This window comes from Streptomyces sp. NPDC051180 (genome assembly GCF_040689545.1).
Classification (GTDB): Bacteria; Actinomycetota; Actinomycetes; order Streptomycetales; family Streptomycetaceae; genus Streptomyces.
In genome coordinates this window covers 265,942-278,421 of sequence record NZ_JBFBBC010000003.1, presented here as the reverse complement: position 1 = coordinate 278,421, position 12,480 = coordinate 265,942, and the positions used below count along the sequence as shown (strand labels likewise).

At 70.9% G+C, this 12,480-nt stretch carries 8 protein-coding genes; 7 read left to right on the top strand and 1 reads right to left on the bottom strand.

Going from position 1 to position 12,480, the window contains the following annotated elements:
* Positions 1-71: 71 nt before the first annotated feature.
* Positions 72-1,331 carry an MFS transporter gene (locus AB0424_RS07995; RefSeq protein ID WP_366303040.1) on the top strand — a complete coding sequence of 420 codons (1,260 nt, stop codon included), beginning with the start codon at positions 72-74 and terminating at the stop codon, positions 1,329-1,331.
* Between the two features lie 81 nt (positions 1,332-1,412).
* Here AB0424_RS07995 and AB0424_RS07990 read toward each other — a convergent pair whose 3' ends face one another.
* Complete coding sequence (locus AB0424_RS07990) at positions 1,413-2,879, bottom strand: CCA tRNA nucleotidyltransferase (RefSeq protein WP_366303038.1); 1,467 nt, start codon at positions 2,877-2,879, stop codon at positions 1,413-1,415.
* 179 nt (positions 2,880-3,058) lie between these two features.
* Here AB0424_RS07990 and AB0424_RS07985 point away from each other — a divergent pair, with 179 nt between their 5' ends.
* The 6 genes from AB0424_RS07985 (at position 3,059) to trxB (ending at position 12,469) form a co-directional block, all read left to right on the top strand.
* Positions 3,059-5,419 (top strand): DUF6049 family protein, encoded by a 2,361-nt coding sequence (locus AB0424_RS07985; protein ID WP_366303036.1) that lies wholly within the window; start codon positions 3,059-3,061, stop codon positions 5,417-5,419.
* A gap of 45 nt (positions 5,420-5,464) precedes the next feature.
* Positions 5,465-7,750, top strand: coding sequence for a murein biosynthesis integral membrane protein MurJ (murJ, locus tag AB0424_RS07980; RefSeq protein WP_366303034.1), 2,286 nt, complete (start codon positions 5,465-5,467; stop codon positions 7,748-7,750).
* Positions 7,751-7,867: 117 nt separating this feature from the next.
* Positions 7,868-9,592 carry a serine/threonine protein kinase gene (locus tag AB0424_RS07975; RefSeq protein ID WP_366303033.1) on the top strand — a complete coding sequence of 575 codons (1,725 nt, stop codon included), beginning with the start codon at positions 7,868-7,870 and terminating at the stop codon, positions 9,590-9,592.
* Between the two features lie 109 nt (positions 9,593-9,701).
* Positions 9,702-10,412, top strand: a complete 711-nt coding sequence (sigM, locus tag AB0424_RS07970; protein ID WP_366303032.1) for an RNA polymerase sigma factor SigM — start codon at positions 9,702-9,704, stop codon at positions 10,410-10,412.
* Positions 10,409-11,353, top strand: a complete 945-nt coding sequence (locus AB0424_RS07965) for a hypothetical protein (RefSeq protein WP_366303030.1) — start codon at positions 10,409-10,411, stop codon at positions 11,351-11,353. The genes sigM and AB0424_RS07965 overlap by 4 nt, the downstream gene beginning before the upstream one ends.
* Positions 11,354-11,503: 150 nt before the next feature.
* Positions 11,504-12,469: a thioredoxin-disulfide reductase gene (gene trxB, locus AB0424_RS07960; RefSeq protein WP_366303029.1), complete on the top strand. Its 966-nt coding sequence runs from the start codon at positions 11,504-11,506 to the stop codon at positions 12,467-12,469.
* Positions 12,470-12,480 lie beyond the last annotated feature (11 nt).

Sequence of the window (12,480 nt, the reverse complement as noted above, 5' to 3'; positions counted from 1 at the left end):
CCGCACGCTTGTCGATCGAGGGTCCCCGAGGCACTGCCCGGGGGCCCTCTTCGTATGTGAGTCTTGCTGCCATGTCCGTCGTACGTGATCTGCGCGTACTCCTGCGCCTGACGAACTTCCGCCGCCTGCTCGCCGTCCGGCTGCTCTCCCAGTGCGCCGACGGCGTCTACCAGGTGGCCCTGGCCACGTACGTCGTCTTCTCCCCCGAGAAGCAGACCTCCCCCGCCGCCATCGCGTCGGCCATGGCGGTCCTCCTCCTTCCCTACTCGCTCGTCGGGCCGTTCGCCGGCGTCCTCCTCGACCGGTGGCCCCGGCGCCAGGTCTTCCTGTACGGGAACCTGCTGCGCGCCCTGCTCGCCTGCGGGACCGCCGTCCTGATCCTCGCCTCCGTGCCCGACTGGCTCTTCTACGCCTCCGCGCTCTCGGTCACCGCCGTCAACCGTTTCGTCCTCGCGGGGCTCTCCGCCTCCTTGCCGCGTGTCGTCGACGACGAACGGCTGGTCGTGGCGAACTCGCTCTCCCCGACCGCCGGCACGCTCGCCGCGACCCTCGGTGGCGGCCTCGCCTTCGGCGTCCGACTGATCGCCGACGACTCCGACGCGGTCGTGGTGGCCTTCGGCGCCCTTCTCTACCTCTGCTCCGCCCTGGCGTCCCTGCGGATGCCCCGGGCGCTGCTGGGGCCCGACCCGCTCCTCGTCCCGCAGCGCCTCCGCTCCGCCGTCGCCTCCACCGCCCGCGGGCTGGCCGCCGGGCTGCGGCACCTCTCCGAGCGGCGCCCGGCGGCCCGGGCGCTCGTCGCGGTGGGCCTCATGCGCTTCTGTTACGGCGCCCTGCTCGTCACCGTGCTCATGCTCTGCCGCTACACCTGGAGCTCCACCGACGCCGAGGGGCTCGGCCTCCTGGGGATCGCCGTCGCCGCCTCCGGGGCGGGCTTCTTCGCCGCCGCCCTCCTCTCCCCCTGGGCGGTGGGGCGGTTCGGACCCTTCGGGTGGATGACCCTGTGCGCCGCGGCGGCCGCCGTCGTCGAGCCGGCCCTCGGCCTGACCTTCGCGCCGGTCCCCTTCCTCGTCGCGGCCTTCGTCCTGGGGCTCATCACCCAGGGAGCCAAGATCGCGACGGACACGGTGGTGCAGACCGCCGTGGACGACGCCTACCGGGGACGCGTCTTCTCCCTCTACGACGTGCTGTTCAACGTCGCCTTCGTGGGCGCGGCAGGGGTCGCCGCCCTGATGCTGCCACCGGACGGCCGTTCCGCACTTCTGGTCGTGCTGGTGGCTCTGATCTACGCGGCGATCGCGCTGGCCCTGCGGGGCGAACGCGCCGAGGGGTGATGTTTCACGTGAAACATCACCCCTCTCCCCGCACGGGCGGGGCGTTGTTTCACGTGAAACAACGCCCCGCCTCGGTCCTGCTCAGCCCTGCGCGGCCCACCACTCCTTGAGTGCGGCGACGGCCTGGTCGTGCTCCATGGGCCCGTTCTCCAGGCGAAGCTCCAGCAGGAACTTGTACGCCTGGCCGATGGCCGGTCCGGGGCCGATCCCGAGGATCTCCTGGATCTGGTTGCCGTCGAGGTCGGGGCGGATCGAGTCCAGCTCCTCCTGCTCCTGGAGCTGGGCGATGCGGTCCTCCAGGCCGTCGTAGGCACGGGAGAGCGCGCTCGCCTTGCGCTTGTTCCGCGTCGTGCAGTCCGAGCGGGTCAGCTTGTGCAGACGCGAGAGCATCGGACCGGCGTCCCGGACGTAGCGGCGCACGGCCGAGTCCGTCCACTCGCCCGTCCCGTAGCCGTGGAAGCGCAGGTGCAGCTCCACCAGCCGCGAGACGTCCTTGATCATCTCGTTGGAGTACTTCAGCGCCGTCATGCGCTTCTTGGTCATCTTCGCGCCCACCACCTCGTGGTGGTGGAAGGAGACACGGCCGTCGCTCTCGAAGCGACGGGTGCGCGGCTTCCCGATGTCGTGCAGCAGGGCGGCGAGACGCAGCACCAGGTCCGGGCCGTCCTCCTCCAGGTCGATCGCCTGGTCGAGCACGGTCAGCGAGTGCTCGTAGACGTCCTTGTGCCGGTGGTGCTCGTCACTCTCCAGCCGCAGCGACGGCAGCTCGGGCAGCACGTGGTCGGCGAGCCCGGTGTCCACGAGGAGGCCGAGGCCCTTGCGCGGGTGCGAGGAGAGCAGCAGCTTGTTGAGCTCGTCACGGACCCGCTCGGCGGAGACGATCTCGATCCGGCCGGACATCTCCGTCATCGCCGTGACGACCTCGGGAGCGACCTCGAAGTCCAGCTGGGCGGCGAAACGCGCGGCCCGCATCATCCGCAGGGGGTCGTCGGAGAACGACTCCTCGGGCGTGCCCGGGGTGCGCAGCATCCGGGCGGCGAGGTCCTCCAGGCCGCCGTGCGGGTCGATGAAGGTCTTCTCGGGGAGTGCCACGGCCATGGCGTTGACGGTGAAGTCGCGCCGGACGAGGTCCGCCTCGATGGAGTCGCCGTAGGAGACCTCGGGCTTGCGCGAGGTCCGGTCGTACGCCTCCGAGCGGTAGGTGGTGACCTCGATCTCGAAGCGCTGGTCGACGTCCCCGACGCGGGCGTCCTTCTGGCAGCCGACCGTCCCGAAGGCGATTCCGACCTCCCACACGGCGTCGGCCCACGGACGGACGATCTTCAGGACGTCCTCGGGGCGGGCGTCGGTGGTGAAGTCGAGGTCGTTGCCGAGCCGGCCGAGCAATGCGTCCCGGACCGAGCCACCGACCAGCGCGAGGCTGAACCCGGCATCCTGGAAGCGGCGGGCGAGGTCGTCGGCGACAGGGGACACACGCAGCAGTTCACTGACCGCGCGGCGTTGCACCTGGCTCAGTGCAGTCGGGGTGTCTTCGTTGGCGTTCGGCACAACAGAAAAGGGTACGTGCCCCGGATCGCCGCGACGTCCCCGTTTTCCCATGGGTGAAGATCGCCTGGAGCAGTCCCCGGCACTTGCTCCCAGCGTGCCTCGTTACCATGCCTGGACACAGCAACCGGGAACCATCCACACCACTGGCATCTCAGACAACGACGAGGACGGGCGAACGCGTGGCCGAGGCGGCAGACATCCAGGGAACCGGTGCCTCACCTGCCCGCCGATGGCTGCGGCGCACGATCACCGTGGCCTTCGGGGCGCCGCTCCTCGCCGGCCTGCTCCAGGCTCCGGGGGCCGCGTCGCCGGCCGTCGCGGCCGAGGACTCCACGGTCTCCAAGACCGTCGATGTGTCGCTCGACACTCTGGCACCGAGCGCGCCCGTCGAAGGTGACACCGTCACGGTCACCGGCACGGTGACCAACAAGAGCAAGAAGGCCGTCACCGACGCGACCGTGAATCTGCGGGTCGGGCCCAGGATGACGAGCCGCAGCGAGATCGAGCAGGTGTCGGGGCGCACCGGGTACCGGTCCGACAGCGACCCCGCGCCGCTCGAGGACGCCCCAACCGTCAAGATCCCCCGGCTGGCCGCCGGGCTCAGCGCGGACTTCTCGTTCTCCGTCCCGGTCGCCGACCTGGGGTTCGACGAGGCCGGCGTCTATCAGCTGGGCGTCTCCCTCACCGGCCAGACCCCCGACCAGGGGTACGACCGGGTCCTGGGCATCGAGCGGACCTTCCTGCCGTACCAGCCCGAGGCCGCCAAGAAGAAGACCCAGCTCACCTACCTGTGGCCGCTGATCTCCTCCGCCCACGTCTCGGCCGAGACCGCCACGGACGACCAGCAGACCCCGGTGTTCGAGGACGACGAGCTGGCCGAGGAGCTCCGTCCGGGCGGGCGCCTGGACCAGCTCGTCTCGCTCGGCAAGGACCTGCCGGTCACCTGGGTGATCGATCCTGACCTGCTGGCGACCGTCGACGCCATGGCGAACGGCTACCGCGTCAAGGACGGCGGCGCCCTGCACGTTCCCGGGAAGAACAAGGCCGTCGCCGAGCAGTGGCTGAACTCCCTGGAGCGGGCGATCCAGGGGCACAAGGTCGTCGCCCTGCCCTTCGCCGACCCCGACCTCGCCTCCCTCGCCCACCACGGCAAGGACGTCCCCGGCTCGCTGGGACACCTCCAGTCGGCGACCGACCTGGCGGGGATGACCGTCGAGACCGTGCTCCACGTGGAGGCGTCCACGGACTTCGCCTGGCCGGTCGACGGAGCCGTCGACCCCTCCATCGTGGCGGTCGCCACGTCGGCCGGCGCCGACAAGGTGATCGCCCGCAGCGACAGCGTCCGCGACGACCTCGCGTACACGCCCACGGCGGCCCGACCCCTGGGCGACGGCAGCACCACCGCCGTGGTGAGCGACGCGGTCCTCTCCACCGCCTTCGACGGGGACATGGTCCGCTCGGAGGGCTCGACGCTCGCCGTGCAGGAGTTCCTCGCCCAGTCGCTCGCGATCACCCTGGAGCAGCCGCAGGACCAGCGCAGCGTGGTGGTCGCCCCCCAGCGCATGCCGAGCGTCTCCCAGGCACAGGCCATGGCCACGGCGCTCCACGGCCTCTCCGGCAAGCGCTGGAGCGACCCCGTCGACCTCGTCGCCGCCGCGGCGGCCAAGCCCGACCCCGAGGCGTCCACGCGGGTGCCCAGCGCCTCCCGGTACCCGAAGAAGCTCCGCGCCCGGGAGCTGCCCGTCCAGGCGTTCCGCGACATGAAGACCACCCGCGACGAGCTGGACGACTTCAAGGTCATCCTGGAGCTGCCGGAGCGCGTCGTGACGCCGTTCGGCAACGCGATCGACCGCGAGATGTCGGTCTCCTGGCGCGGCGAGGCACGCGCGGCCGCGATCTACCGGACCGACGTCCTGGACTACCTGCAGACACTCACCAAGGGCGTCCAGCTGGTCGACAAGTCCGACCTCACGCTCTCCGGCCGCAGCGCGACGATCCCCGTGACCGTCCAGAACAAGCTGCTCCAGGGCGTGAACAACCTGGTGCTGCGCCTCACGTCCACCAACAAGAACCGGCTGACGGTCAACGGCGAAGGATTCGCCGAGCTCCCCGTGAAGATCAACGGCGGGCACAGCCAGTCGGTGAAGTTCACCGCCTCCGCCAACGTCAACGGCCAGGTGCCGATGATCGCCCAGCTCTACACCGAGGACGGCACCCCCTACGGGCAGCCGATGACCTTCACGGTGAAGGTCTCCGAGATCACCCCGACGGTCATGCTCGTGATCGCGGGAGGCGTCCTGCTCCTGGTCCTCGCCGGCGTCCGGATGTACAGCCAGCGCAAGCGGGTGGCAGCGCGGAACGCCGAGGCCGAAGCCGCGGAAGCGGACGAGACGACGGACACGGCGACGGACGAGGCGGCGGACGGGCCGACAGGGGACGAACCCTCCGAGGGTGAACCCGAGCAGCCGAGTGACCCGACACCGGACACCGCCTCCGAAAGCGGCGACCCGTCGGGCCCGGGTGAGAAAGTGGACCGTTGAGCGATGTCGTGGCCGGTCGGCCGGGGACGATGAGGTGGGGTAACCATGAACGCGCCGTACGACGGTGACCGCGGCCAGGGCGCGGGTAACACCGCGCCGGACGGTGGGACGCCCACGGCACCCGCCGGCTCCGGCCACCCTCCGGTGCCGCCGCCCGCGCCACAGGGCGCCCCGGGCCCCCAGGGCCACGACCCCTACGCGCAGAACCCGCAGGGCCACGCCGCCTACGGTCAGAACCCGCAGGGGCAGGACCCCTACGGGCAGAACCCGTACGCCCAGGACCCCTACGTCCAGGACGCCTTCGCGCACGACCCCTACCGGGCCCAGGACCTCTCCGCGCAGGACCCGGTGGGCGAGGCGCTCTACGACCGCGCCGCGCACCCGCCGCCCCCGCCCGGCACCTACCAGGAGCCCCAGGCGCTCTACCAGCAGCCCGTGGCGCCCCAGCACGCCCCGGACCCCCGGGTGTGGGCCCAGACGCCCGCTCCCGAGCCCGAGGGCCCGTCCCGGCACCTGCCGTACGGCGACGACGCCCGTACGGTCCAGTTCACCGGTGTCGACGACCTGGTGACCCGGGCCGGCGAGGAGGAGCCCGAGCCGGACGCCTTCGCCCACCTCTACCGGGACCAGCAGACGCCGGGCCAGGTACCGCCGCCCGCTCCGGAACCCGACCCCCTGCCCGCGCCGGCCCCGAAGAAGTCGGGCCGCGCCTCGGGGCTGCTGAAGTCGAGCGCCGTCATGGCGGCCGGCACCCTGGTCTCCCGGCTCACCGGATTCGTCCGCAGCCTGGTGATCACCGGTGCGCTCGGTGCGGCCCTGCTCGGTGACACCTTCACCATCGCCTACACCCTGCCGACGATGATCTACATCCTCACCGTCGGCGGTGGCCTCAACTCGGTCTTCGTCCCCCAGCTCGTCCGCTCGATGAAGAACGACGAGGACGGCGGCGACGCCTACGCCAACCGCCTGCTCACTCTCGTGATGGTGGCGCTCGGCCTGATCGTGGCCGTCGCCGTCTTCGCGGCACCGCTGCTCATCCGCCTGATGTCGAACACCATCGCCGACGACGCGGCGGCCAACAGCGTCGCCGTGACCTTCGCCCGCTACTGCCTGCCCACCATCTTCTTCATGGGCGTGCACGTGGTGATGGGTCAGATCCTCAACGCCCGGGGCAAGTTCGGCGCGATGATGTGGACCCCGGTCCTCAACAACATCGTCATGATCGTCACGTTCGGCCTGTTCATCTGGGTCTACGGCACCTCCGCCGAGTCCCACATGGGCGTGCAGACCATCCCGGACGAGGGCATCCGCCTGCTCGGCATCGGCACCCTCCTCGGCCTCGTGGTCCAGGCGCTGGCGATGATCCCGTACCTCCGCGAGACGGGCTTCCGCTTCCGGCCCCGCTTCGACTGGAAGGGCCACGGGCTCGGCAAGACGGTGAAGCTGGCCAAGTGGACCGTCCTCTTCGTCCTCGCCAACCAGGCGGGCGTCCTGGTGGTCACCCAGCTCGCCACCGCCGCCGGCGAGGCGTCCGGGAAGAACGGCGCGGGCTTCCTCGCCTACTCCAACGCCCAGCTCATCTGGGGCATGCCGCAGGCCATCATCACCGTCTCCGTCATGGCGGCGCTGCTGCCGCGCATCTCCCGGGCCGCCCACGACAACGACCCCGGGGCCGTCCGGGACGACATCTCCCAGGGCCTGCGCAACTCGGCCGTCGCGATCGTCCCGGTCTCCTTCGCCTTCCTGGCGCTCGGCGTCCCGATGTGCACCCTGCTCTACGCCTCCAGCGGCGTCGAGGCGGCCCAGGGCATGGGCTTCATCCTGATGGCCTTCGGCCTCGGTCTGATCCCCTACTCCGTCCAGTACGTCGTCCTCCGCGGCTTCTACGCCTACGAGGACACCCGGACGCCCTTCTACAACACGGTCATCGTCGCCGCCGTCAACGCGGCCGCCTCGGCCGTCTGCTACGTCGTCCTGCCCGCCCAGTGGGCCGTCGTGGGCATGGCCGCCTCCTACGGGCTCGCCTACGCCGTCGGTGTCGGCATCGCCTGGCGCCGCCTGCGCAACCGCCTCGGAGGCGACCTGGACGGCACCCACGTCCTGCGGACCTACGCACGCCTCTGCATGGCCTCCGTGCCCGCCGCGATCGTCTCCGGCGCCGTCGGTTTCGGCCTGTTGAAGCTGCTGGGCGAGGGTGCGCTCGGCTCCCTCGTCGCACTTCTGGTCGGCGGTGCGGTCCTTCTCGGAGTCTTCTTCGTCGCCGCGAAGCGCATGCGCATTACGGAGTTGAACACTCTGGTGGGTATGGTCCGCGGACGCCTCGGTCGCTGATTCGGCGGTCCCGCACAACCATCGGCGGGAACCGCGTGTCGTGCATAGCGTCGGACTGTGGGCACAATTGGCATGGCTGTTGGATGTGGCGCAACGGATGGGGAGGCAGGAACGACGGTGGCGGAACGTAGCACGGCTGCCGTCGACGTGGCCGACAACAGCGGTGACGACCCGCTGACCGCCAAGGCGGACACGGCCGCGACCGACGGGGTGGCGGAAGAGCAGAAGACGGCGGAGAAGTCCGCCGAGGCCACGGAGAACAAGGCGGTCGAACGGAAGAGCGGCGAACAGCCCTCCCTCACGGCACCCGAACTGCACAGCGGGCACAAGCTGGCGAGACGCTACCGGCTGGAGGAGTGCGTCACCCGTTTGGACGGCTTCAGCAGTTGGCGTGCCGTCGACGAGAAACTCCGGCGTGCCGTCGGGGTCCACCTGCTGCCCGCCGACCATCCCAGGGCCCGCTCGGTCCTGGCCGCGGCCCGCTCCTCGGCCCTGCTCGGCGACCCCCGGTTCGTCCAGGTCCTCGACGCCGTCGAGGAGAACGACCTCGTGTACGTGGTGCACGAGTGGCTGCCCGACTCCACCGAACTGACCGCGCTGCTCGCGTCCGGCCCTCTGGAGCCGCACGACGCCTACCAGCTCGTCACGCAGGTCTCCCAGGCGATGGCGGCCGCCCACCGCGAGGGCCTCGCCCACCTCCGTCTCACCCCGAGCGCGGTGCTGCGCAGCTCCACCGGCCAGTACCGGATTCGCGGCCTGGCCGTGAACGCCGCCCTGCGCGGCATCACCGCCGAGCGTCCCCAGCGCAGCGACACCGAGGCCATCGGCGCCCTGCTGTACGCCGCGCTGACCCAGCGCTGGCCGTACGACAGCGACGCCCACGGACTCTCCGGGCTTCCCAAGGACGTCGGCCTGCTCCCGCCCGACCAGGTCCGTGCCGGCGTGCACCGCGGGCTCTCCGAGATCGCCATGCGCGCCCTCGCCAACGACGGGGCCACCGCCTCGCGGCAGGAACCGCCGTGCACGACCCCGGACGAGCTGGCCAAGGCCGTCGCCGCGATGCCCCGCGTCAAGCCGCCGGAGCCGGAGTACACCGCCCCGCCGGAGTACCAGCGCACGACCTATCAGCAGGGCACGTACGGACGGCCCCAGCCGCGTCCGGCCGCGACCCAGCCGGTGGTCATCCCGCCGCCGCCGCTCCAGAGCCGTACCGGGCGGGCGCTGAAGTGGGCCGTGTCGGCCCTCCTGATCGCCGCCCTGGGACTCGGAAGCTGGCAGATCGCGGACCGGCTCCTCGGCCAGGACAACTCCAACAAGAACCCGGTCCCGACCCCCACGGTCGACGACGAGAAGCCCGAGCCCCCGAAGCCGCTCACCATCCGGTCGGCGGAGGAGTACGCCCCGGACGGCAATCCGCAGAACGCTTCCGGGGTGGGCGACACGTACGACAGCGACAGCTCCTCGTACTGGCGCACCAAGACCTTCAGGGCCGGCCCCGTCCTCGCTCCCTACAAGCAGGGCGTCGGCATCGTCTACGACCTGGGGAGCGAGCAGAACGTCTCGTCCGCCTCCATAGCGTTCCGCTACGGAGGCCCGCAGACCGCGGTCACCCTCTATGCGACGGACTCGCTGACCCCCTCCGGGGGCGTGGAGTCCATGAAGAAGATCGCCACGGCGGAGACCTCCGGCTCGTCGGCGAAGCCGGAGACCACGCCCCCGGTGAAGACCCGGTACGTGCTCCTGTGGCTGACCTCCGTGCCGTACTCGGGCGGTGACGAGTACTTCGGAGCCGGCTACAAGCAGGCGATCACGAACGTCTCCTTCGAGGGAACCGCCCCGTAACCGCGGAGCGACACCTTCCATGAGCGCCGAGCCCAGCTCGGCGCTCATTTACTTACGGGCACGGACCGGATTGAATTGCCTGCACGGCTGCCGAACGAGGAGGGGACCCGTGGCGCCTGCGGCTGACGACCCCCGGACGGCGACGGACGAGGAACTCCTCGCGAGCCACGTCGCCGGGGACCCCGACGCCTTCGGTGAGCTCGTACGCCGTCACCGCGACCGACTGTGGGCGGTGGCCCTGCGGACCCTGGGGGACCGCGAGGAAGCCGCTGACGCCGTCCAGGACGCCCTGATCTCGGCCTTCCGGGCCGCCCATACCTTCCGAGGCCAGTCGGCCGTCACGACATGGCTGCACCGCATCACCGTGAACGCCTGTCTCGACCGGGCTCGCAAGGCCGCTTCCCGCCGTACGTCCCCCGTCGACGACGCCGACCGCTTCGAACAGCTCCTCGGCACCCACGAATCGGCCGAGGCTCCCGTCGAGCGCCAGGACCTCCACCGCCAGGTGCTGGCCGCACTCGCCAACATCCCGGCCGACCAACGGGCCGCGCTCGTCCTCGTCGACATGCAGGGTTACCCCGTCGCGGAGGCCGCCCGTATCCTCGGCGTCCCGACCGGCACCGTGAAGAGCCGCTGCGCACGCGGGCGGTCCCGCCTCCTGCCGATGGTCACTCATCTGCGCGCCGACACCGTGGGTAACGAGGCCGCCGAAGGGGGAAGGAACCGGACGCCGGGGACATCCGTCCCACCGGTGCCGGGGCCGACGGACACCGGACCGACTGATCCAGCTGCTGTGAAGGGCGGAGGTGGGCGCACGTGACTTCCACGGCCGGCAGGGCCGACACCACACAGCACCCGGACGTATCGGAGATCTCCGATCTGACCGAGGGGCTGCTCTCACCCACCCGGTCCTCCGCCGTGCGTCGGCACGTGGACGGCTGCCCTCTCTGCGCGGACGTCCTGTCCTCCCTGGAGGAGATCCGGGGCCTGCTGGGGACCCTTCCCGGTCCACCCCGCATGCCGGCGGAGATCGCCGGCCGCATCGACGCCGCACTCGCCGCGGAAGCCCTCCTCAACTCCACCTCGCCCGAGAGCGAAGCCGCTGTTTCACGTGAAACATCGCACCGCTCCACCGACGCCGAGGCCCCGGCCCGCGCACCCTCCAGGGCCCAGGACCGTCCTGCCGGCAGTTCTCGCGCCGCGACCGGCCCCGGACGGCCGACGGGCAGGCCGCGCCGCCGCAGGATCGCTCTGCTCTCCACCCTCGGGGCCGCCTTCGGCGCTGTGATCCTGGGCACGAGCCTCTATCTGAGCCAGACGGGAAACCTGACCGCCGGAGACAGCGCAGCCGACACCAAGAAAGCCGACGCCTCCGCCGCGACAGCACTCGGCGGCTTCTCCGGAGCTCCCGTCGAAGAGCGGGTCCACGCCCTCCTCGCCGCCCCGGGGACGGCCAGGACCCCCCAGGGGGTCAGCCCCGAATCGATGTCCGCCGAGACCACCCCCACGGCTCCCCAGCGCAACAGGGACGGTGCCGTCCCCGGCTGTGTCCTGGCCGGCACCGGTCGTACCGATGCCGTGCTCGGACAGGAACGGGGCGACTACCAAGGCATGCCCGCCTATCTGGTGGTGCTGCCGGACCCGTCCGACAGCACGAGGGTCCAGGCATTCGTCCTCGACGCCTCCTGCGCCGACCGGAGCGCGGACGGCGGCAAGGCCGTCGCCGAGGTCCTGCTCCAGGAGACCTACCCCCGCTCCTGACGTCTTCCCGCCTCGTCTCCTCGCACGCCTACGGAGCCGCGCGGCGGTCTCGGGAATGCTCGCCCCTTAGGATCCGTTGGGTGGGGTGAGAGCGACCGAGGCAACCGCCCCCGTAGGCAGTGGCAGTCTGCAGAGACGAGGAAGAAACCCGTGAGCGACGTCCGTAACGTGATCATCATCGGCTCCGGGCCCGCGGGGTACACCGCAGCGCTCTACACGGCCCGAGCGTCGCTGAACCCTCTGGTCTTCGAGGGTGCCGTCACCGCCGGTGGCGCCCTGATGAACACGACCGAGGTCGAGAACTTCCCCGGCTTCCGTGACGGCATCATGGGGCCCGACCTCATGGACAACATGCGCGCCCAGGCGGAGCGCTTCGGTGCCGAGCTGGTTCCCGACGACATCGTCGCCGTGGATCTGACCGGTGAGATCAAGACCGTCACCGACACCGCCGGCACCGTGCACCGCGCCAAGGCCGTGATCGTCACCACCGGCTCCCAGCACCGCAAGCTCGGCCTCCCCAACGAGGACACGCTCTCCGGCCGCGGTGTCTCCTGGTGCGCGACCTGCGACGGGTTCTTCTTCAAGGACCAGGACATCGCCGTCGTCGGCGGTGGCGACACCGCGATCGAGGAGGCGACCTTCCTCTCGCGCTTCGCCAAGTCCGTCACGATCGTCCACCGCCGCGACACCCTGCGTGCCTCGAAGGCCATGCAGGAGCGTGCCTTCGCCGACCCGAAGATCTCCTTCGCCTGGGACAGCGAGGTCACCGAGATCCACGGCGAGCAGAAGCTCAGCGGTCTGACCCTGCGCGACACCAAGACCGGTGAGACCCGCCAGCTCCCCGTCACCGGCCTCTTCATCGCCGTCGGTCACGACCCGCGCACCGAGCTCTTCAAGGGCCAGCTGGAGCTCGACGAGGAGGGCTACCTCAAGGTCGCCGCTCCGTCGACCCGCACCAACCTCACGGGTGTCTTCGGCGCCGGCGACGTCGTCGACCACACCTACCGTCAGGCCATCACGGCTGCCGGCACCGGCTGCTCCGCCGCTCTCGACGCCGAGCGGTTCCTCTCCGCTCTGGCCGACAGCGAGAAGCTGGCCGAGACCCCCGCGGTCTGATCCACCCCGCT

Bases quoted from the DNA above. Each gene is read 5' to 3' on its own strand.
- AB0424_RS07995 (WP_366303040.1), top strand. From the start codon at position 72: ATGTCCGTCGTACGTGATCTGCGCGTACTCCTGCGCCTGACGAACTTC.
- murJ (WP_366303034.1), top strand. From the start codon at position 5,465: ATGAACGCGCCGTACGACGGTGACCGCGGCCAGGGCGCGGGTAACACC.